At 38.1% G+C, this 21,850-nt stretch carries 19 protein-coding genes; 11 read left to right on the plus strand and 8 right to left on the minus strand.

Going from position 1 to position 21,850, the window contains the following annotated elements:
• The first annotated feature begins 28 nt into the window (after positions 1-28).
• A complete protein-coding gene (locus F908_RS04180) occupies positions 29-835 on the plus strand; it encodes a rhomboid family intramembrane serine protease (RefSeq protein WP_005158030.1) in 807 nt (268 codons plus the stop codon).
• Here F908_RS04180 and F908_RS04185 read toward each other — a convergent pair.
• Both F908_RS04185 and F908_RS04190 read right to left on the minus strand, forming a co-directional pair.
• Positions 832-3,309 (minus strand): ABC transporter permease, encoded by a 2,478-nt coding sequence (locus tag F908_RS04185; RefSeq protein WP_005158033.1) that lies wholly within the window; start codon positions 3,307-3,309, stop codon positions 832-834. The genes F908_RS04180 and F908_RS04185 overlap by 4 nt on opposite strands.
• Entirely contained in the window at positions 3,306-4,010 is a 705-nt protein-coding gene (locus F908_RS04190; protein ID WP_034602655.1) for an ABC transporter ATP-binding protein, read from the minus strand. Before F908_RS04190 ends, F908_RS04185 begins: the two co-directional genes overlap by 4 nt.
• Positions 4,011-4,046: 36 nt before the next feature.
• On the opposite strand from F908_RS04190, the gene F908_RS04195 reads away from it, so the two are divergent.
• Positions 4,047-4,676 carry an arylesterase gene (locus F908_RS04195; protein WP_005158050.1) on the plus strand — a complete coding sequence of 210 codons (630 nt, stop codon included), beginning with the start codon at positions 4,047-4,049 and terminating at the stop codon, positions 4,674-4,676.
• A gap of 33 nt (positions 4,677-4,709) precedes the next feature.
• Here F908_RS04195 and F908_RS04200 read toward each other — a convergent pair whose 3' ends face one another.
• On the minus strand, positions 4,710-5,324 hold the full coding sequence (locus tag F908_RS04200; RefSeq protein WP_005158051.1) for a carbonic anhydrase: 615 nt from the start codon (positions 5,322-5,324) through the stop codon (positions 4,710-4,712).
• A gap of 236 nt (positions 5,325-5,560) precedes the next feature.
• Here F908_RS04200 and F908_RS04205 point away from each other — a divergent pair, with 236 nt between their 5' ends.
• Positions 5,561-6,574, plus strand: coding sequence for an alpha/beta fold hydrolase (locus F908_RS04205; RefSeq protein WP_005158052.1), 1,014 nt, complete (start codon positions 5,561-5,563; stop codon positions 6,572-6,574).
• A gap of 23 nt (positions 6,575-6,597) precedes the next feature.
• On the plus strand, positions 6,598-7,608 hold the full coding sequence (locus tag F908_RS04210) for a hypothetical protein (RefSeq protein WP_005158053.1): 1,011 nt from the start codon (positions 6,598-6,600) through the stop codon (positions 7,606-7,608).
• 25 nt (positions 7,609-7,633) lie between these two features.
• Here the strand turns inward: F908_RS04210 and F908_RS04215 are convergent, their stop codons facing one another.
• Both F908_RS04215 and nfuA read right to left on the minus strand, forming a co-directional pair.
• A complete protein-coding gene (locus tag F908_RS04215; RefSeq protein WP_005158054.1) occupies positions 7,634-9,901 on the minus strand; it encodes a TonB-dependent siderophore receptor in 2,268 nt (755 codons plus the stop codon).
• A 227-nt stretch (positions 9,902-10,128) separates the two neighbouring features.
• Positions 10,129-10,767, minus strand: a complete 639-nt coding sequence (gene nfuA / locus F908_RS04220; RefSeq protein WP_004663326.1) for a Fe-S biogenesis protein NfuA — start codon at positions 10,765-10,767, stop codon at positions 10,129-10,131.
• A gap of 154 nt (positions 10,768-10,921) precedes the next feature.
• Between nfuA and F908_RS04225 the strand changes: the two genes are divergently transcribed.
• The 5 genes from F908_RS04225 to F908_RS04240 all read left to right on the plus strand — a co-directional run bounded on the left by F908_RS04225 (position 10,922) and on the right by F908_RS04240 (position 15,934).
• The gene (locus tag F908_RS04225; protein ID WP_004663327.1) at positions 10,922-11,539 is read left to right on the plus strand and encodes a rhomboid family intramembrane serine protease; all 618 of its coding nucleotides are present in this window, start codon (positions 10,922-10,924) and stop codon (positions 11,537-11,539) included.
• A gap of 132 nt (positions 11,540-11,671) precedes the next feature.
• Positions 11,672-13,351, plus strand: coding sequence for an arylsulfatase (locus F908_RS04230; RefSeq protein ID WP_005158055.1), 1,680 nt, complete (start codon positions 11,672-11,674; stop codon positions 13,349-13,351).
• Positions 13,348-14,349 (plus strand): SUMF1/EgtB/PvdO family nonheme iron enzyme, encoded by a 1,002-nt coding sequence (locus F908_RS04235; RefSeq protein WP_005158059.1) that lies wholly within the window; start codon positions 13,348-13,350, stop codon positions 14,347-14,349. Before F908_RS04230 ends, F908_RS04235 begins: the two co-directional genes overlap by 4 nt.
• Before the next feature lie 95 nt (positions 14,350-14,444).
• On the plus strand, positions 14,445-14,606 hold the full coding sequence (locus F908_RS15880; RefSeq protein ID WP_087536989.1) for a hypothetical protein: 162 nt from the start codon (positions 14,445-14,447) through the stop codon (positions 14,604-14,606).
• Positions 14,607-14,806: 200 nt separating this feature from the next.
• Entirely contained in the window at positions 14,807-15,934 is a 1,128-nt protein-coding gene (locus F908_RS04240) for a helix-turn-helix transcriptional regulator (protein ID WP_005158079.1), read from the plus strand.
• A gap of 20 nt (positions 15,935-15,954) precedes the next feature.
• Here F908_RS04240 and epmA read toward each other — a convergent pair whose 3' ends face one another.
• Complete coding sequence (gene epmA, locus F908_RS04245; protein WP_005158081.1) at positions 15,955-16,938, minus strand: EF-P lysine aminoacylase EpmA; 984 nt, start codon at positions 16,936-16,938, stop codon at positions 15,955-15,957.
• Entirely contained in the window at positions 16,935-18,002 is a 1,068-nt protein-coding gene (locus F908_RS04250; protein WP_005158083.1) for a 4-phosphoerythronate dehydrogenase, read from the minus strand. Before F908_RS04250 ends, epmA begins: the two co-directional genes overlap by 4 nt.
• Before the next feature lie 191 nt (positions 18,003-18,193).
• Here F908_RS04250 and F908_RS04255 point away from each other — a divergent pair, with 191 nt between their 5' ends.
• Both F908_RS04255 and F908_RS04260 read left to right on the plus strand, forming a co-directional pair.
• Positions 18,194-18,568: a diacylglycerol kinase gene (locus F908_RS04255; protein WP_005158085.1), complete on the plus strand. Its 375-nt coding sequence runs from the start codon at positions 18,194-18,196 to the stop codon at positions 18,566-18,568.
• A gap of 252 nt (positions 18,569-18,820) precedes the next feature.
• Positions 18,821-20,044 carry a tyrosine-type recombinase/integrase gene (locus F908_RS04260; RefSeq protein WP_004828396.1) on the plus strand — a complete coding sequence of 408 codons (1,224 nt, stop codon included), beginning with the start codon at positions 18,821-18,823 and terminating at the stop codon, positions 20,042-20,044.
• A gap of 72 nt (positions 20,045-20,116) precedes the next feature.
• On the opposite strand, the gene F908_RS04265 is transcribed toward F908_RS04260, so the two are convergent.
• Positions 20,117-21,850, minus strand: coding sequence for a UvrD-helicase domain-containing protein (locus F908_RS04265; RefSeq protein ID WP_004828394.1), 1,734 nt, complete (start codon positions 21,848-21,850; stop codon positions 20,117-20,119).

Raw genomic sequence — 21,850 nt, forward strand, 5'->3', positions numbered from 1 at the left:
TTTATATCGTAATAACTTGCATAAACATATGACTGAAACCACTCCACCACAAATTACTCAAAAGTTGCAAATACAGATATGGTGGTTTACAGCATTATTAATTGCCATCAATGTTGGTTTATTTGGCTGGCAAATTCTTTCAGGTGTGAATATTACCGACCCTTCCCCTATGGATGCAATTACTTGGGGAGCAGATTTTACACCACTCACCTTCTCTGGACAGCCTGAACGTCTGTTTAGCAGTATGTTTTTCCATTTCGGTCTAATCCATTTAATGCTGAATATGTGGGCACTGTATATTTTTGGAAGTGTTGCTGAACCACTTTTTGGTCGTCGTTATTATATTGCGCTGTATTTTCTCGCGGGTTTAATGGGTAGCGTTCTTTCCAGTTATCTCAGTATTCGTGACGGCTATGAATTATTACAACATTTCGATCCCAAATTACTGCCACATATCAGTGCTGGTGCATCTGGCGCAGTGATGGGCTTAGGTGCTGCGCTCACAACGGTTTCTTTATTTCCACCTTTACCCCAACAACGTTTTTGGTTAGATAACAAGTCATTATTATTAATTATGGGCATTAACCTTGCCTTTGGTTTTACTGTTTCAGGTATTAATAATGCAGCACATATCGGTGGAATGATCATGGGTGCTTTACTTGCAGGCTCTTGGTATTTCAGTCATAAAACTCAACATCGAGTTATCTTACAAATCATTGCACTGGTTTTAGGTAGTTTATTAACGCTCGGATTTTATGTTTACTGTAATGAGTTAAGCACAGGACTTAATTCTCTATGGAATGAAATCCTGCGCCAAAACCAGTTAAGCTTTTAAGATTGATTAATTTCTCTCAGACTTTGTAAAGGTGGAATATCACATAAATAACTGAGTCGGTATCGACCAATCAACATACATACCAGCATCATACTGAGCGGTAAAATTAACCAAATTTCAGGATGAAATTGGATTGCCATTTGCATCTTGTAACTGGCAATCGCACTAATCACTTCAGCAAAAAGACATGCTACAATTCCTGCCACCAAGCCAATAAAACCAATTTCTAAACTGAGCATCTGTTTTAATTTATTTTTTGCGACACCAAAAGATCGTAATAACGCCACTTCTTTACGGCGCTCATCCATTAAAACATTCAAACATGCAATTAAAACCAAGATACCTGACAAACCAACCAATATTGCCAGTACTGTCACCACCTGAACCAATATATTCATTAAGCGTTTCACTTCATCTAATACACGCCCCACATCAATAAATACGGTATTGGTAAATTGTTCAATCAAGCGTACCATTTTCGGCTGATCCGCAGTAGGGACATAAAAACTACCTAAATAGCTTCCTGCATTTTCATCCATGGTTTTGGGCGAAAAAATAAAGAAAAAATTAGGACTAAAACTCTCCCACTCAACTGAACGTAGGTTAATCACTTTGGCATCCAATGATCCTTCAGGCAAACTAAAACTCAGTTGATCCCCCACTTTAATCCCTAATTCAGTAGCCAATTTTTCTTCTACCGACACTTGCCCAACTTGGGTGAACTTTGGGTTCCCTTGAGTAATCAGATTATCTTTTGGATAACGCTCCGCTTGAGTTAGATTCAATTCACGGCGTAAGGAATTATTTTGTTGAATCAGTTCAGTACTGAAAGCCTGACCGTTTTTAGCAATCAAGCGTCCCCGAATATTGGGATATAGAGGTGTTGATTGCCACTTATTCTGCTCAAGCTGTTGTTTGAACTGTGGCATATCAAATGGTGGTAGACCGTAGACAAACTGATTCGGTGTACCTTCAGGCAATTGCTGCTGCCAACGCTCTAATAAATCCGTTCTTAAAACACTTAGAACTGTTATTAAGCTGAGACCTAATGCAAGCGCTGTGATTTGCAAGGCTGTCTGATGTGGGATTCGAACATAAGCAGATAAGGGATGTTTCAACTGCTTAATTACTCTCAGTAATGACCAAATCACAGCAAATAGAGTCACACAAAGTACTAATATGGCAGATAAGACCAATAAACTTAATTTTAAATTATCACTCAGCACCAAACTAAAGATGACCAAACTCACAATACCGACACTAAACATCATCATGTAGGACTTACGTGAACGCTCTTGCTGACGAATGACACGAATCGGTGGCGTATTCAATAATTCCCAAATACTTGGCAAAATGAAACCAATCAGCACCATGACACTGGTAAAAATTGCAATGGGTAATGCCATAAGCAAATCAGCAATAGCAAAGCTGAGTTGCAATTGTGGAATCAGTTGCAACATCAATTGCAACAAACCGTATCCCAACGCGATTCCGATTAAGCTTCCAATCACAATTGATAAGGCACTGACAATCGCAAGCAATATCATATAAGCGACTAATATCTGTCGTTTACTCGCACCGAGACAACGCATCAAAGCAATATGATCCTGATTTTGTTGCACATAACGTTGGCTGGTTAAAGCAATCGCAATCCCACACAATAGAATGGTTAAGAGGTTGGCAAGCTGTAGAAAGGTATCCAGATTTTCAATAGGTTTCATCAAACGGGTATTGGACTGACTCGCATCACGTAGTTTCAGTGTGCTTTGTTCACTATTCTCTGCTTGTTGATTATGTGGATCAGCTTCAAGCTTGGTTTCTTGTTTAAAGATGGTCTTAAATGTTTCAACTTGTTTTGGCTCACCTGCCATTAATAATCGATAATCAATCCGACTCCCAACCTGAATAGCATTTGTTTTCGCAATATCTGCTTGATGAATAATCACGGTCGGTGAAAAACCTGAAAAGCCCAACTCCTGATTAGAATCATGCTCAATAATGCCTGTTACTTTAAATTTTCCATCAGCAATTGCAACCTGATCCCCCAGTTTTACTTTTAACAGATCAATTGCTCTTGGACTTAACCAAACTTCACCTTGTTGAATAGATTTCGCTCTCGGTTGAATCTCTAATTTACCACGCAGTGGAAAATGCTCATCGACAGCTTTGACATTGACCATCACAAATTGGTCTTGGGTATGTGCCATTGATCCAAACAAAGTGACAGGTGTCTGTTTTAGATGAAGTTGTTGGGCATTTTGTACCCACTTTGATTGGATAGGGTCATTATCAGACAGAACTAAATCTGCACCGAGCATTTCGGCAGCTTGCAATGAAACGGCATTTTGAACTTGAGTATTACTAAATTTTAATGCGGTGGTGGCACTTATAGCTAAAGACAGGGCAATAATCAGTAAATATAACCCTCCTGTGCGGAAACTTTGCAAAAGTAGTGGTTTGAGAACTGAACTCATACACCCTCCTGCACTTTTACAATTTCTTGGATTTGACCATCAAGCAATTTGACATGCCGTTGACACAAGGCTGCTAAATTTTGATCATGCGTTACAAGGATTAAAGTTGTTCCGAGTTCTTTGTTTAAATCAAATAACAGTTGCTCAATTTCTGCTGCGGTTTGCCCGTCCAGATTACCTGTCGGTTCATCTGCAAAAATAATCTTAGGCTCAGCAATTAAGGCTCGAGCAATCGCAACACGTTGTTGCTCACCACCCGATAAAACTTTAGGCGTTTGCTGTGCTTGGCGAACTAATCCAACACGCTCTAGCCATTGCAATGCCTTACTTTCAGCTTGCCTAAAATTGAAATCAGGCTGAAGACGTAAGGGTAACATCACATTTTCGAGTGCACTGAGCTGTGGTAAAAGCTGAAAAGATTGAAACACGAAACCAATATTTTCTAAACGAACCTGAGCACGCTGCTCTTCAGTTAAAGTATGCACCGCTTGTCCACAGACCCACAATTCGCCCATACTTGGTCGATCAAGTGTTGCTAGAATACCCAATAGAGTGGATTTTCCAGAACCTGAACGACCTGTAATCGCAATCTGTTCCCCCTGATAAATATCTAAATCGATATTTTTTAAGATGGTTAATGTTTGCTGATTAATGTGGATATTTTGTGTAACTTTTTGGGCAGAAATAATCGGCTGTGGCATCATGTCACGTATCCTTTAGGACAAATTTAAAGTGCAATGCAAATATCTAAAGTTTTATTTTCGCTATCCAAAACATTTGGAATCATCACGATTTGCTCATTACCCGCTTTCGCATCAGCAAAGACTATTTTAATTTTGGGTGACAGTCTCAGTGCAGGTTATGGCATAGATGCCAAACAAGGCTGGGTAAACCTATTACAACAGCGTTTAGATCAACAGTATCCGAAACAGCATAAAGTGGTCAATGCAAGCGTCAGTGGTGAAACTACAAGTGGTGCTTTGGCAAGATTGCCTAAATTATTACAAACTTATCAGCCTGAAATTGTTGTAATTGAGTTAGGTGGAAATGATGGCTTACGAGGTCAACCCCCTCAAATGATTCAAAAAAATTTAGCACAATTGGTACAACTCAGCCAAAAGCAGAAAGCTTCTGTTTTACTATTTGGCATGAAAATACCACCCAATTATGGGACGGCGTATAGCAGCGCTTTTGAAAAAAATTATAAAGTTGTAAGCCAGCAATATAAGGTCAAGCTATTGCCTTTCTTTTTAGAAGGGATCGCTGGACATAAAAATTTAATTCAAAACGATCAAATTCACCCAAATGCTAAAGCTCAACCTATTCTATTAAATTTAGCTTATCCATACATAAAAGGTGCCCTTTAGGCACCTCTTATTTTTTAGAGTCTGAGATTTTAATTAAAAATCAAAGAATGTCACTTCACCTGTCTCAAGCGAATATTCTGCGCCAACAACAATCATTTTGCCTTTTTCAATCAAACCCTCTAATACAGCTGAGCCATGACGTAGCTGATTCACTGAAGCAAATACATTTGAACGTACTGCATGCGCAGACAATTTTTTCAAATCATCCTTTAACTCAGTTTGCATTAAGATTTCAACAGATGGGCGTACACGATTTACGATTGACATCAAGTTTGAAGATGGTGCTTGATCCGGATGTTTGAGTGTATCAATCGTTGCTTGAATCGCACCGCAATGACTATGTCCTAATACAACAACCACAGCACAATCATAACGTTCAGCAGCAAATTCAACGCTACCAACCTGAGAGGGTGCAACAATATTTCCAGCAACTCGGATAACAAACAAGTCACCTAACCCCTGATCAAATACCATTTCCGCAGGCACTCGAGAATCAGAACATCCTAAGACGATAGCAAAAGGATTTTGTTCACTTGCCATTTCAGCACGCTCTTGGTGAGTGAGCAATTTTTGCTGGGTCATTTCCCCTTTAACAAAACGAGCATTACCAGATTTTAAACGTTCTAAGGCTTCTTGAGCGGTGAGCATGCGTACATCCATCTATGATTGACATGAAAAACTAGTTTAATGTGAGTATGCTAGATTGTCACTGACAAAAATAAAAACTCTCAGACAATTGAGTGTCCTGATATCAAGAAAAATAATGGAAAATTAATCATTTTATTGGCAAGAATTTCCATACATCTGTAGATTATGCAAATGACTGCATTCCAAACTTCTACAATAATCAACTGGTTTAAAAATAAATCAAGGATAGAACAATCATGACCAAAACACTGTTTTCAACACCATTCCGAAAAACGATCACTGCCACTTTGCTCTCATTCAGCTTAGCAACAATTGCTGTAAGTTCTACTCAAGCTGCTGAAATAGAAATGAGTTTCCAAAATGTATTACAACAAGAACGTGCTTGGGCTGGCTTACAGACCAAGACATTAAAAGTAGGAGATATTAGCTGGTCATATAGTGAAGGTGGTCAAGCAGGAAAACCTATTGTTATTTTAATTCATGGTTTAGCAGGTAGTCGTGATAACTGGAATCGTGTCGCACATGCATTAACCGCAAATTACCATGTTATTATCCCTGACTTACCAGCGAGTGGCGAAACGCAAGTTCCTAAAGACTTTGATTATTCAGTTCCTAATGTGACTGAAAAATTACGTCGTTTTATCGAAGCCGCAAATTTGACAGGGCCAGCACATATTGCAGGTCACTCACTTGGTGGATCGATTGCAATGCTATACGCAGGTCAATATCCTTTTGAAACGAAAAGCCTATTCTTGGTCGATGCTGCTGGTGTGTACAAAGCAGCAACAACGCCTTATCTAAAAGATCCGAAACATTTGAAAAACATGATCGTCAGTAAAAAAGGTGACTTTAATTTCTTGATGCAACAGGCGATGTATGCTCCGCCATTTATTCCAAAAGAAATTGCTCAAGCACAGGAAAAAATGATGATTGGTCAAGTTGAGCAAACTCAAAAAATAGTGGATCAATTGATCGCACTTAATAAACTGTTTACTCCTGATTCTTTTGCTCTGCTTGCAAAATCAATTGATGCACCCACCCTGATTTTATGGGGCAAGCAAGATAAAATTATTAATGTCGAAGTGGCACCTGAGTTAAAATCATTATTGAAAAATGCGCAAGCACCTGTGATTTTAGATAATGTGGGACATATGCCAATTTTGGAAGCAGATCAATTGGTGGTTCAACAATATCTACCTTTCTTGAGCAAAATCCAGACACAAAAGCCTGCAACTGCACCATCTCCATAAGTTTAGTAAGAATTTGAGGTTTTATGTCTAAACATCCAATGATAGAACAGCTAATTGATGCGCAACTTGATTTTTTAGATCAAGAGTTTTCACAATCAGAAACCATTCAATATGAGTTTAAGCAATTCTATCATTGGTTACGGTTGCAACAGCTACAACATATTTGGTCATTTGAACAGATTTTTAAACTGATCGAAAAGCAAATTCTTGCAACGCCCGCCAGTCCATTTCTCATTGAGCAAATTGCTGAGCATATTCGTTTTGCATTGATTCATCCGCTGAACGATAGCACCACAATTGAAGAGGTTATGCCTGTATTAACCATCGACTCAATTGCACAATACGTCGCAGGAAAAGCTGGACATCGGCAACGTTTAATTCAAACTATCGTCAATAATCCAGCCTTTTCAGCCTTGATTACGCAGCTTATACAACACTCCATCCAAGATTACTTAGATAATTCGGTCATGTCTAAACGCGTTCCTGGCGTAGGACATTTCATGAAAATGGGAAAATCCGTTTTAGAAACCGTTACGGATTCCAACCTGAATGAAACGATTGGTCATTATTTGCAAAAGAATATTTTAAAAATTAGCCAAATGAGCGAAAAAGTTTTGAATCAACATTTTAATGATGACAAGCTCTATCACTTCCAAGCAAATCTTTGGCATAAAATCAAACTGATGCCGATTTCAGTATTGCGAAATTACTTTGAAGTCCAAGACCTACCTCAAACTGTGGGATTAGGTCATGAAATTTGGGATCATATTCGCCAAACGCCTTACTTGAAACAGCAGATTCATGATGGGGTCTATGCATGGTACGCAAGAAACCAAGAGAGAACTTTCGATTTGTTACTGCGTGATCTAAATATTGATGAAGATTTAATTCAGAATGAATTGAATAATTTACTTACACCCGTGCTACAGCAAGTGATTCAAACTGGGTATTTAAGACAACGAGCACGCGCACATCTAGAAAAATTTTATTACTCAGAACAAGTCCATGAAATACTAAAAAAACAAGGCACTTAAAGTGCCTTGTTTTATCGTCGTTTGCTTAGAATGAATATTTTAAACTTGCATAATAAGCCCGACCTGGTTCGTTGTATGTTTGACTGATTGAATTACTATCTCTTAAAATTTGTTTGTCAAATAAATTACTTACACCAAGACGAGTGCTGAATTGGCTGTTAAATTTATAGCCCATATTTAAACCGACTAAGCTATAACTTTTTACATCACTTGGCTTAATCGCACTACTTGTACCACCTGAACCCACACCTGCTTCAATCCTATTTTCTGCGAATTGACGTGATTTTTGACGACCATATTGAGTGTAAACAAAATTCACATCCAATTGATCCGTGATGTCATAATCGAAAATTGAGTTAATCGTATACTTTGGAACAAGTGACAAAGGATTTCCTGTTTTCTTATCCTTAGAGTCCATCATATAAGTGAAATTGTTGGTCCAGCGGATATTGCCATAATCTAGTCCTAAACTCCCTTCAAACCCTTGAATCAATGCCTTTGGTGTATTATCCCAACGAAGAATATTCCAATTCGTTTGCGTAACCCCTCCGTTTGCATTTGTACTTGAACCATTCACAGTCCCAACAATGTCTGTTCCAGCAACAATCTTATTTTTATAATCATTACGGAACCAAGCTAAGCTGGCATTCACAACATCTTTTTGGAATTGAATCCCAATTTCTTTGTTGATTGAAGTTTCTGGTTTTAAATCGCCATTACCTTGTAATAAACAGCGCGAAGCAATATTTGCAGGACAACCATTACCATTGGTACTTAATAAATAACCTTCAGCATTTTGGTACATATTCGAGGCTTTATAGGCTTTGGCAATCCCCCCTTTCAAAGTAAAATGATCATTTAATTTTTGCGTTATGTTTAAACTTGGACTCCAGTTTGAGCCTGATTTACTATGATCATCAAAACGTAAACCGACCACAACATCGGTCATATCTGTAACTTTGAAATTATCTTCAATATATGCCGATGCAATTCGTGATTCCATTTTACTACGATCACCTTTAGCAAGCTGATCGCCATAGCCAGCACCACTTTGATCCTTACCTTGTGTTGTAGAGGTCTGATCAGTGAATTTGTCTTCCACCCACTCGACACCCAAGGTCAATGCTTGTGGCAGATAATATTCAAGTGGAATATTTAGCTCGCCATGCAATCTTAAAGTGTCTAGTTTAGATGTAACACGATCATTTAAATTATTAATTTTTCCTTCAACACTTCCTGCTAAACCCTCTGGAAGTCTTTTATTACGTGTTTTATCGTACTGCGCAACCAATTTGCTTTTGCCCCAATCCAAATCTCCCTCATGAGTTAGCGCCAAGCTATCTCGATACATGGTATTGGTTTCTTTCCCGATAAGTTGAGAAAGAATTGGGTCGGTTTCTGCATTTGAATTTAATTGAGAGTCTCCAGAATAAATATTGCCTTGGCGACCAGAAGAAATATCAAGTAATACTGTTTGTTCATCAGTTGCTTGCCAAGCTAAGCGCCCAGCAATATCTTTATTTTTAACCCCTTCTCGACCAGCAGCCTGACTGCCAATTGATTTATTAATATCTACTGCATCTGCATCAGTTTTATTGTAATTACCATATAAACGATAAGATAAAATGTCTTTAATGATTGGGCCACTTAGATTGAAACTTGCTCGAGTAGAATCGCCTTCTTTGGAATCTTCAGGTTGATTGGTATATAGCTCAACAGAACCATGTGTCTCATTCGTTACTTTCTTAGTAATAATATTGACTACACCACCCGCCGCTCCAGAACCATAACGAGCTGCTGCTGGACCTCGTAAAACCTCAATAGACTCGATTGCTTCTACTGGCACCCAATTTGAATCTCCCCGTGTGTCACGCTCTCCTTTCCAACCATAGCGTACAGAGTTACGTGAGGACACAGGCTTTCCATCAATCAAAATAAGTGTATTCTCAGGCCCCATACCACGAATATCAATTTGACGATTATTTCCACGCTGACCTGTTGCACTATTCCCTGTTAAGTTAACGCCTGGCATACGACGAACGTATTCAGAAATATCATTACGTACTGGAATTTTTTCTAAATCTTCGGCAGTGATCTTAGAAACTCCGAGAGATTGTTTAATTTGTTCCTCTGCTGTTAGAACAATTGTCTCCAGTTTAACAACATCGTTTTCATTTGATTTTTCAACCAATCCACTTTGATTAACTGTAGTTTCTGCTGCATATGCAAACGTCATCATGCCACTCAGAATTGAAGTCGCGAGTAATGTATGGCGTGCTATTTTATTAGACATATTCCCACCTCATTAAGATAAATCATAAGATTTGCTAAAAAACTACGCTAGATTCTAACAAAGAAACAACAAAACTCAATATAAATGATAATAATTATTATTTATATTTTCATTATTTTATTTGACTGAAACATTCCTGAACATAATGATGAAATAAAATTTGATTAAATGAATAATGAAAAAAGCCCTATTCAGGGCTTTTATAATGCAATAAATTTCAAGTTTTATTACTTGAAGTACGCACCTTCTGACTGAGAGTGATCAGTTTGGTCAACCACACGCTTTAATTCTGGGACATGCTGTTGTAAAGTCGTTTCAACACCTTGTTTAAGGGTAACATCAATTGCTGAGCAACCTTGGCAACCACCACCAAATTTCAATACAGCAGTAAGACCATGCTCTGGATCATCTTTCACTTCGACTAAACTACAATTACCGCCATGACCCTCTAAACCTGGATTGATCTCAGATTGTAAAATGTAGGTAATTCGTTCTTCAATTGACGCATCTGGGCCAACACGCGGCACTTTCGAATTTGGTGCACGGAAAGTTAATTGACCACCAAAACGGTCTTTGTTGTAGTCAATGACAGCATCTAATAAATATGGAATGGATGGTGCATCAACATAAGCAGGAAAATCAGGATATTCCTGTTTGTAGTCTGTTGGTACTACTTCATCAGGTGCGCTATATGCCATACAACATTCTGCACGCGGTGTACCTGGATGTTCTACAAAAACACGAACGCCAATCCCTGGAGTATTTTGCTTTGATAATAAATCACTTAAATACTCTTGCGCAGATGGAGTAATCAAAAGGTTTGGGATTTCTTCTGCAATGGCAGTGTTGGTGTTCTCAGTCGACATAACAATATTCCTCAAGCTGATGTCGTTATCTTAACCGAAGATGGAGTGTAATAAAAAAAAATCAACCATTTTTGTAGGAATTCTATGCAAGATCATTGTTTATTAAGTTTTTAATGGCATTATTGCTGAGACACTGATCAATTTTAAAACATTTATGTTACATCTACCCTTTAGTCATACTGTGACACTGATCATCATTACAGTTGCCATTTCCTTGTTAGCCTTCTCAAATCAAACGGTGATGAATCGTTTAATTTTTTGGCCACCTGCACTGCAACGTGGGCAGTATGACCGCTTTATTACACATGGTTTTGTTCATGCTGATGGTACTCATTTACTCTTTAACATGATCACGCTGTTCTTCTTTGGCAATATTATTGAAAGCTTTTATCGTCAGTTTTTTTATGACACAGGCTTTGTCTTATTTTATCTAGGTGGGTTAATTGCAGCAATTTTACCAAGCTATTTAAAACATCGACATGATATTCGTTGGGCAAGTTTAGGTGCGTCTGGTGCTGTTTCTGCAGTATTATTTGCTTATATTCTGTTTCAACCATGGAAGCTCATTTTCGTTTTCTTTATTCCCGTTCCAGCCATTATTTTTGCCATTTTATATGTCGCTTACAGTATTTGGTCTGGCAAAAGAGGCAACACAAATATCAACCATAGTGCTCACTTATGGGGAGCAGCGTATGGTGTGGTCATGACAATTTTATTAGAACCTAAAGTGCTGCCGCATTTTTTAAATCAACTCACTCAAATACCATTTTAATTTTTATCATACACGCCCCTTTTTTGGGGCTTTTCTTTTTTTAAGATTAACAATCAAATTTTAATTATTTTTATCATAAAAATCATCGCTCTAAACTCGTCATAATTCTTCTATAAAATTAAGTCGATTCTAATGTCTCATAATAGTCTCTTTAGCACACTTTCTATTGCATTATTTAGCTTGTCAATTTCAGCTTGCAGCAATGATTCTGATCATTCAAATACTGTGGTTGAAACCAAGAAGCAACCCAACATTTTATTCATTATGGCTGATGACTTAGGCTATTCAGACTTAGGCGCTTTTGGTGGGGAAATTCATACACCCAATATTGATGAGCTGACCCGAGCAGGTCGTATTTTAACGGATTATCATACTGCCCCGACCTGCTCACCGACACGCTCACAATTGATTTCGGGAACTGACCATCATTTAGCGGGGATTGGTGCAATGGCTGAACTCACACCTGAGCATCTAAAGGGTCAACCTGGTTATGAGGGCTATTTGAATGAGCGTTCACTCTCTATTGCAGAAGTCCTCAAAGACAATGGCTACCGAACCTATATCAGTGGTAAATGGCACTTAGGCTTGACCGATGCAACCAACGCACATGCTAAAGGATTCGATCACTCATTTACGTTATTGCAAGGCTTAGACCTACATTTTAAACAAGCACCGAGTGCCTATAAGCGTAATGCGACGTATACGGAAGACGGCAAACAAGTTCCGATTTCATCCTTACCCGATGATTTCTTCTCTACCAATTACTTCACAGACAAATTGATCAGTTATATTGAGTCAGGTAAAAACTCAGGCAAGCCATTCTTTGCTTATGCTGCTTACACCGCGCCGCATTGGCCTTTACAAGCACCCGCTGAATATCGCGATCGTTATCGCGGTGTTTATGACGCAGGCTATGATGTGATTCGTGATGCGCGAATTGCCCGTCAAAAACAGCTTGGCTTAATTCCAGCGAATTTTACTGCGGCTGAACCAATTGCCACGCAAAATGCACCGCAAAAATATGGCAAGTGGAATGAACTTTCAACCGAGCAAAAAATGCTAGAAGCACGCAGAATGGAAATCTATGCAGGCATGGTCGAAAATCTGGATGCCAATATCGGTCGGGTGATTCAATATTTAAAACGCAATAATCTATATGACAATACATTAATCTTCTTTGTCTCAGACAATGGTGCAGAAGGCTTTATCCGTGGCAATTACGGTGCCGAAGCTGGTTTTGATAACAGCGTCAATAACGTAGGAACATCAAATTCTTATCACTATGTTGGGCCACGTTGGGCAGAAGTCAGTGCTGCGCCATTCCATCTATGGAAAGATACTGCAGGTGAAGGTGCAACCACCGCACCTGCAATTGTGAAGCTCCCTTATCAAAGCAAAGCCGAAGCCATGCATCATGGTTTTGCCTCAGTCTTGGATGTGTTCCCAACCGTGCTCGACTACGCAAATATTGCCGTCCCACAAGGTCAATACAAAGGCCGTCAAATCAATACGCCAAGCGGCTATTCATGGAAACCTGTACTCGACAATAAAGTGCAAGCGATCCGCCCCGTTAACTTTAGCTTTGCCGATGAATTACATGGCAGTAAATATGCCCGTCAAGGGGACTGGAAAATTGCATTACAAGGTAAATCAGAACTCGGAACAGGTGCATGGGAATTGTATAACCTCAAAAATGATCGAGGCGAAACGCAAAACCTTGCTCAAGATAATCCGGCCAAATTACAAGAGCTGATAAATGTATATAATCAATATACCCAGCAAAATGGGGTTAAGGAATATTTCCTTAAATGAAATGGGTATGCATTTTAGTTTCACTGATCAGTCTGTCCCTCGTGACAGGCTGTAGCAAAGTTAAGCCTGCTGCCACTCAATCACATACACAAAACAGCACATTAGCTCCATTGGGCTCATTACAGCAATGCCAACAGTATTCGGGCTTACCTGAGGCATGGCAAAACAGTAAAACTGCAGGTATGGTCTGGATTCCTGAAGGTTCATTTCAACTGGGTTCAAACTTAGCCTACCCTGATGAATTGAATTTTGGCCAAGCACAACGCCAAGTAACAGGTTTTTGGATTGACCAAACCGAGGTGACAGTTGCTCAATTCTCCAGTTTTGTCAAAGCCACAGGCTATATCACTGATGCAGAAAAGCAGAAACAGGCTGCAGTATTTTCACCTGATGTGAACAACCCAAAACAATGGTGGCAGCTGAAATCAGATTACACATGGAAAACGCCGAATGGTGCTCAGGGTCAGCCTCCATTACCGTCTGAACCTGTTCGCTATGTCACTAAAAATGATGCTGAACACTATGCCGTTTGGTTAGGTCGGGACTTACCTACAGAGCAAGAATGGGAATATGCCGCCAAAGCAGGTTCGAAAAGTGATACTCCTTTACACCAAGCGCCACAAGATACGCATCAACATCCACAAGCCAATTATTGGCAAGGTGAATTTCCTTTCGATAATACGGTTGAAGATCATTTCCAAAGTGTAGCGCCTGTCGGCTGTTATGCTTCCAATGCTTTTAAGTTATTCGATATGATTGGTAATGTCTGGGAATGGACCTCTTCTGCTTATCACGGCGCACATGATCAGCACATGGGCAATTATGCGGAACTTCGTCAACAAAACAGCACCGCAACGCAATATGTACTCAAAGGCGGTTCTTTTCTATGTGCCTCCAACTTTTGCGCACGCTATCGAAACAGTAGTCGTTATCCACAAGAATTTGATTTGGCAGCAACCCATGTGGGATTTAGAACTATTTTACGTACAGTCGAATGATACAAATCTCTATTAAAAACATGCGTCATTACGCTAGTCGAAAAGTGAGGATCAATTTAAAGTAAATGGGAAAGCAATAAAAAGGGGATGCAATGATGAAAATAATACTGCTTTGCTTCAGTACTTTAATCACATTTAGCTTATCGGCCTGTGCCGTGCATACTCCTCATGGCAGTGTGATTGTTGATCCAGACAACCACCATGATGGTCATAGTGATTTTTGTCCTCCAGGACAGGCTAAAAAAGGACGTTGTTAAATTCAATCTCGCCTAGGCTTTGATAGGGCTTAGGCATTTTCATCAAATGATAAAGTTTATTCAATTTTTTCTTTCAAATAATTCATCTCATCAAATTGTATAAATAAAACTAGAATATATTTCAGTTACTGATTTCATTTCATCAAAACCCATATAAACTACATGGAAATGTATTCTATTTATTTTAATGGGATTTTTGAATGGATCTAAGCCAACAAAGCACTGTCATGGAAATCTTGAATAAGGTGCAGCATGCTGATGATTGGATTATTTTATTAGAACAACTGAATCAACATTTTAATCTACAAGCCTCTCAACTACTCGCCGTTGATCTTGAAGTACAAGCGCTATCTTTTAGTGTTCATCATGGCGTTGATTTTGATGAACATCAACTTGAACAAGCCGCACTAAAACAAATTCGTTTAGATATAGATGATGATCCTCGCTTAAACAAAATGTTAGTGGCTCCAATGCAAGGTTGGATGCATTGTTTTCAACATTTCACAGAAGATGAAATTCTTCAAACTCAAGTCTATCAACAAGTATTAAAACCTCTAAATTTACGTTTTTGTTCAGCAATACAAATTCTTTATGATCATAAAGTTTGTATCATACTTTCATTTTTGACTAGCCCCGAACGAGGTGCTTTGAGTTGTTCTGAATTACAACCGATTTATGAATTATTACCGATACTACAGCAAAAAATTCAACAATATCGACATCATTTTGAATACTCGACAATGACCTTACTCGGGTCCCAATTAATTCAAAAAATGAATCAGCCCATTGCGATTATTAATTTGAATGGCGATATTCTTGAATTGAATACAGAAGCAAAACAGCTATTGGAAAATAGTAAACTGATCCAAATCAAACAACGTCGTTTTGCATTCAATGAAAGTAGCCAACAACAATTTGAGTTAAACCTGATTGAGCTAGAACGCCTACATAAACGCCATCATGACTTAAGCTACGCTGAACGCAGTAAAATTATGATGATTGATGATCATTTATTCTTAACACTGGATTTATTAAGTCCAGAAAAAACACACAAGATTTTTGGTCTACGTCCAGTTTTACTCGCCACATTTTCTGGTTTAAAACATAAACCTAAATATCAACGAGAAATATGTACTCAGCTTTTTATGTTCACACCTGTAGAACACAAAATATGTGAGCAATTACTTGAGGGTAAAACCACTAAAGAAATTGCTCTCTCACACGATATTCAGGCTGATACTGTCAAAAAACATCTACAAGCGATTTTCAAGAAAACCAAAACGCATCGACAAAGTGAGTTAATTCAATTATTGATGCAGTTTTTATAAGCATGTAAAGATGAAAGTTTCTAAGCAATCTCCGCTGGGAAAGTAATCACTTGATCAATTTTCATCTTATTCATCGCAACCATCAGTAAACGATCAATTCCAAGTGCAATCCCTGAGCATTCTGGCATGTGTGGTAAAGCTGCTAACAAGTGTTGATCCGTTGGAATAACAGGTAATCCTTGTTGAGCACGCTCGATATTATCGGCGTCAAAACGTTCAGCTAAAACTTTGGCATCTAAAAGCTCATCATAGGCATTGGCAAGCTCTAAACCCTCAATGTATACCTCGAAGCGTGCTGCGACTAATTCACCATCCTCATCTGTTTTCACCTTAGCCAACGATGCCATTTCAGGCGGAAAATCAGTTAAAAATACAGGTGCATCAAAGCCTAAACTTGGTTCAACGAAATGCGAAAACAATAAATCCATATAACCCAAGCGATCATTTCCTAAATCAAGATTGAGTCCTACACGATTCGCAGTTTCTTTAAGTTGCTTTAAACTCGCTTGTAAAGGATTAATATCTAAACGATCTTGAAAAGCATGCTTATAACTCAAAATATACGGACGGACTTCACCAAAACGATGTGCCAAACACACTTCTAGTAAATCTGCTGTTTCATGCATTAAACCTTTTAAATCTAAACCAGGTCGATACCATTCCAGCATGGTAAATTCACTATTATGCTTACGCCCATGCTCATCATCACGGAATACTTTACAGATTTGATAAATTGCTCCACTACCACTGGCCAATAAACGTTTCATTGGAAATTCAGGTGAAGTCTGTAAGTATTGAGTATTTAATTTGCCATGAATATGACGTTGCACTTGTACAGATGCCAAATGAACATCGGTTACAGCAGCTTGAGACAAAACAGGCGTTTCAACCTCTAATACCTTACGCTCCGCAAAAAACTGACGAATCTTTTGATACATCTCTGCACGTGCTTTTAATGCCTCAATAGAACAAGTCGGTTGATAGGATTTCATATCTTGGCTCATGCTTCTGGTCCACCGTGTGCCGCCCATTCACGGCGTAAAGGATAATTTTTACGAAGTAAATCAAATGCTTTTTGTTCAACTTTAGCATTTTGAACACAAGCTCTTAATTGTTTATCATCTTCAGCAATATCGTAAATCTGAGTGAGATATTGTTTAAGCGCAGCTTTTAAATCCTGCTGCCCGAAATATTGTTCCACCTGAGGCAATTGACTCTCAAAACGCTTTGAGGCTTCATAAGAAAATTTATCGCAAAATGCCTCATAAATCATCTGTGTTCCTCTCGCTTTACCTTCAAGGCTATACCCTGCAATATGCGGGGTGGCTAAAGCCAATAAATTCAGCAATTGCGCTGGAATCTCTGGTTCAAACTCAAAGACATCCAAGACAACTTTACGATTATTTTTTTTAATATCGTTCATCAAAGCAGATTGTTGAATCACTGGACCACGCGCACTATTAATCAAGATTGCGGATGCTTTCATTGCAGCAAACGTAGCATCATTAAACAAATGTTGTGTTGGATAATCACCAGCTAAGGTTAAAGGGACATGAATTGAAATCGCATCAGCCTGTTTTAACAACTCCTGAAAGGATACATTTTCAATGCCAGCGAGTTGCACATAAGGGTCATAGCCAATCACATTCCAGCCCAACAATTGAGCCATCACTGCGAGTCGACTCCCTACATTGCCTAAGCCAACAATTGCTAATGTAAAAGCTTTCTCTTGTTCTAATAAGTCGATATTCAAATGCAATAAAGCAGTAATCACATATTCAGCAACGGCTTGCGCATTGCAGCCCGCAGCATTACTCCATGCAATATGCTGCTGTTCCAAAGCTTGAATATCAAGATGATCTGTACCAATTGTCGCACTGCCTACAAATTGAAGCTTGGTCTGATCAATTAAGGCATGATTCACTTTAGTCACCGAGCGAACCAAAAGTGCATCGGCATCTTGGACATCATTATGAGTCAAGGTGCGCCCTGCTTTATGCTGTATTTCAGCAAAATCTGCAAAAAAATAATCGGTAAATGCCAAATTTTCATCTGCGATAATTTTCATGCAATTCTTTCCATCGATTTGTATGTGCTTATTATCCTTAGCGCAAAGGAAATTGACAAATCAAATCTGAAAGTTCCAGTTAAAATGTCGAGAAACACTACATTTTTGATGCAATCATGCGACTTATTGCCAATCCTCTGTCTTACTTTTAATTTTATAATAGTAGTGTTTTCTTCATAAGCAGTTTTATTATGACGCCTTACTCTCCCTACAAAGGCAAAAGTGGTATCAAACGTATTTTTAATGCAACAGGCTATTCCCTTGCAGGGTTTAAAGCTGCATTTAGCCATGAAGCCGCTTTTAGACAAGTCCTTTTGCTTAATTTAATTTTGATCCCAATCAGTTTTTCTGTTGATGTCTCAGCCCTAGAACAAGCACTCATGGTGTCTGTTTGTTTGCTTGCAATTATTGTTGAACTATTTAATTCAGCAATTGAAGCTGTAGTTGATCGTATTTCTTTAGAAAAACACCAACTTTCTAAAAATGCAAAAGACATGGGCAGTGCTGCTCAATTTGTTTCTCTTGCGATTATATTTTTTACATGGATGATTATTTTATTTCGATAAGTCATTATAAATTCTAAATAAAAAAAATCCCTGCATTAGCAGGGATTTTTTTTAATCTAGGAAGAAGATTTAATTACATCATGCCAATTAACAATCTAACCTTCTATAAATACAAATCACATTACAACCTATCCAATTGATTCAACGATATTTTTATTCTAACCTTCCATAACAATGTAATACATGCAATTACCAATTTTTGTGAGTAAGATTGTGAGTAAGCCCTTTCAAAAATAGCGTTACTCACAACATATGCTGAACGATTTAAAAATCAAAAGATTAAAACCACGTGAAGAATTATACCGCATGGCTGATCATTCAGGGCTCTGTATAGAAGTCCGCCCATCTGGTAGCAAATTCTGGCGTTATCGTTACCGCTTTCTTACTAAAGCAAAAATGCTCACAATCGGTAAATATCCTGAAATTACTTTAGCATATGCTCGATTAAAAACTATTGAATATCGAGAGCAACTTGCCAAAGGAGTAGACCCAATAGGTCACCAGAAAAATGAACGTCTTGAAGCAATTAAAGCAAATAATGGTACATTTCGGTTAGTCGCAAGTGAATTTATAAATTCCCGAAAAGCTCAACAATCCAAGGAATGGGAACAACGCCGAAGCAGTTATTTTGAGAAAGATGTTTACCCTCTTATTGGTAACAAACCTATTCATGAGATTGACTCTATTGATATTAAAACTGTGCTTGATAGCACTATGGCAAGAATCAAAAAATCAGGAAGAGGCACAGGAGAAGTTAAAGGGATTTTTGTAAGACAAATCATTGGTGAGGTTATGGAATATGCAATTATCACAAAACGTATTTCTATAGATCCTACTTATGTTCTTAGGGGTTACATTAAACAGCCAGATGTAACCCATGCCAGACCATTAACTGAGTCTGAAAAAAAAGTACTTATGCTTAAGCTCAATGCATACGGTGGCTCAATTAGCACACGAAATGCTATTAAAGCCGCAATATACACATGGCTTAGAAGCATTGAGATACGTCGAGGTAAAAAGGAATATATTGACTTTGAAGATAAGACATGGACGATTCCAGCAGTATCAAGGGCTGATATTTTGGCTGGCAAGCGCAATATGAAAAAGAACAGAATACATGTTGTACCATTATCTGACCAAGCCATTGAAATCATAAAAGAGCAATTTGCACTTTATCCAGATAGTGAATATATATTTGCAGGAGAAGACGGGGAAATGATGGGTAAAACCACATTGAATACAGCCCTGAGTAATATGAAATTAGAGTTCAGGATGCATACTCTAAGAGCAACTGCATCCACTGTGGCTAATGAGAATGGTTTTAATAAGGATTGGGTTGAAATACAACTTGCCCACGTTTCAGATAATAAAACAAGGGCATCGTACAATCATGCTCAATGGTTAAATGATCGTAAAACGATGATGCAATGGTGGGCTGAACATGTAGATAGTTGGGATAAAAATAATAATCTATAGTATAGGTATAAATTCTTTATTTTTTCCCAAAAAAAATGTTTAAAAAGTTAGATACATAAGTTGAAACCAACTCTATGTATCTAAACTTAATTCTATTACATTCTCACTTCCAAATAGATTATTCACTGTTACAAGTGCTGTATCAGATAATGTCTGAGTAGCTAACACGGCCAGTCTCGTCATTGGGCGAGAAATAGATACATAGAAAAGATTACGAGCTCTATAAAAACCTTTTGTGTTTGCATTAGTCAACTTTTTAGTCTCAAGCAACTCGAGAAGCTGTGGCCATTTATAATTATTCCATCCACCACCTAAAACTACTAATACATTCTCAAACTCTGCTCCCTTAACACTGTGCTGAGTTGCAAATGGAGTTTGCTTTTCAATAAACTTTGTAACTTCGATTACTTCTTTATATGGAATTTCTCTTAATTTATTATAACGAAGTAGTGTTGAAGACATTTCCGTGTCAGGTGAATTTCTTAGAGAAATAAGCTCATCATCTCGTCTAAGCACTCTATCTGGGGGGGAGGGACGTTTTGTCTGCTTAAGATGATCTATCACTTGCCCTATAGTCCCCTCTTGTCTTAGTTTTAATAATTGATCCATATCCCGTCGCCAACAAGATTTATCTTCATGCTTCGTTATTGCAGGCCTTGAGCCAAAGATTTTAAACATTTCACCATAATTTGATAAGCTATAGCTAACACTCATTGGTTCAACTATTTCTGCAAAAAATTTTATTACAGGGTCTTCTTTTTTAGCAAATTGATCATTACGTCCGTCAAATACTTTAATTAATTGAGGGTATCCTTGTTCAGATGCTAAAACATTATGGCTTAACATCAGTATCTTAGTTTTTTCAATATCCCACCCCTCATTTTGTAGCCTCTGTATCAAACTTGTACGAGTAGATCGAGCTATATCTATTGGTAAATCATCTTTAGAACTTCTCTCATCTGTTCGTGTCCCCTTATAAGAATTAGTATGAAAAAATCTAGCTTCACCTTTGGCATCTGGCGAACTGACAGCTTGTGGTAAGTCTGGTCTTAAATTATTTAATATATCTACAATTGCTGGAACTGATCGAAAATTTGATCCCTTTGCAATCTCTTCGATTGGATACTCTGCCAATTCATATTCACTACCATAAATAGTCTGCCAATGGTCTCCAAAAAGACCAAAAAGTGGTCCCACCTTTGGTTTTAAGAAATACTCTGTAATAGCATCCATAAATTGGCGATTGGTATCTTGATATTCATCAATAAAAACTACCGGAAACTGATTGCTAAATATTTTCCGAAACTTTTCTTTATTTAGTAATTTAGCCATCATCGTTGGGATATCATCATGACTCAGTGTAATTTTCTGATCATTAACACCAAAAAAGCCCAACTCGTATTCCACTGATTTAGACCCAATGCCACCACCTTGTTCAACTTTTTCTTTTCTTGAATCATCTTCAATAAGAATCTCTCTTATGGCTTTTTGAAATTGGCGCATAAAAGCCCATGAGAATCCATGTATAGTATCGACTAAAATTGCTGGATGGTCTTCAATTTCTTGGGCAATCTCATTTCTTGCAACTTCCGTATAAGTAATACAAGCTACTTTTTTACCTGTTTGCGTTAATGATCTACCACGCTCTTTAATAATGGATTTTAGAGCATGAACTAAAGAAAATGTTTTTCCCGCACCTGCGCCAGCTTCTAGTCGGAAACTTCGTCCTGCTTTTATAGCTGCATTAATTTTTGCTTCAGCTAGTTGAGCTGCAATTATTGCTGGATTGTCTAGAATCTCACTCAT

The sequence above is a fragment of the Acinetobacter sp. NIPH 284 genome (genome assembly GCF_000369425.1).
Taxonomy (GTDB): domain Bacteria; phylum Pseudomonadota; class Gammaproteobacteria; order Pseudomonadales; family Moraxellaceae; genus Acinetobacter.

Coding starts and splice junctions, on each gene's coding strand:
- F908_RS04180 (WP_005158030.1), top strand. CDS start 29: ATGACTGAAACCACTCCACCACAAATTACTCAAAAGTTGCAAATACAG.
- F908_RS04185 (WP_005158033.1), bottom strand. CDS start 3,309: ATGAGTTCAGTTCTCAAACCACTACTTTTGCAAAGTTTCCGCACAGGA.
- F908_RS04190 (WP_034602655.1), bottom strand. CDS start 4,010: ATGCCACAGCCGATTATTTCTGCCCAAAAAGTTACACAAAATATCCAC.
- F908_RS04195 (WP_005158050.1), top strand. CDS start 4,047: ATGCAAATATCTAAAGTTTTATTTTCGCTATCCAAAACATTTGGAATC.
- F908_RS04200 (WP_005158051.1), bottom strand. CDS start 5,324: ATGCTCACCGCTCAAGAAGCCTTAGAACGTTTAAAATCTGGTAATGCT.
- F908_RS04205 (WP_005158052.1), top strand. CDS start 5,561: ATGACCAAAACACTGTTTTCAACACCATTCCGAAAAACGATCACTGCC.
- F908_RS04210 (WP_005158053.1), top strand. CDS start 6,598: ATGTCTAAACATCCAATGATAGAACAGCTAATTGATGCGCAACTTGAT.
- F908_RS04215 (WP_005158054.1), bottom strand. CDS start 9,901: ATGTCTAATAAAATAGCACGCCATACATTACTCGCGACTTCAATTCTG.
- nfuA (WP_004663326.1), bottom strand. CDS start 10,767: ATGTCGACTGAGAACACCAACACTGCCATTGCAGAAGAAATCCCAAAC.
- F908_RS04225 (WP_004663327.1), top strand. CDS start 10,922: ATGTTACATCTACCCTTTAGTCATACTGTGACACTGATCATCATTACA.
- F908_RS04230 (WP_005158055.1), top strand. CDS start 11,672: ATGTCTCATAATAGTCTCTTTAGCACACTTTCTATTGCATTATTTAGC.
- F908_RS04235 (WP_005158059.1), top strand. CDS start 13,348: ATGAAATGGGTATGCATTTTAGTTTCACTGATCAGTCTGTCCCTCGTG.
- F908_RS15880 (WP_087536989.1), top strand. CDS start 14,445: ATGAAAATAATACTGCTTTGCTTCAGTACTTTAATCACATTTAGCTTA.
- F908_RS04240 (WP_005158079.1), top strand. CDS start 14,807: ATGGATCTAAGCCAACAAAGCACTGTCATGGAAATCTTGAATAAGGTG.
- epmA (WP_005158081.1), bottom strand. CDS start 16,938: ATGAGCCAAGATATGAAATCCTATCAACCGACTTGTTCTATTGAGGCA.
- F908_RS04250 (WP_005158083.1), bottom strand. CDS start 18,002: ATGAAAATTATCGCAGATGAAAATTTGGCATTTACCGATTATTTTTTT.
- F908_RS04255 (WP_005158085.1), top strand. CDS start 18,194: ATGACGCCTTACTCTCCCTACAAAGGCAAAAGTGGTATCAAACGTATT.
- F908_RS04260 (WP_004828396.1), top strand. CDS start 18,821: ATGCTGAACGATTTAAAAATCAAAAGATTAAAACCACGTGAAGAATTA.
- F908_RS04265 (WP_004828394.1), bottom strand. CDS start 21,850: ATGAGTGAGATTCTAGACAATCCAGCAATAATTGCAGCTCAACTAGCT.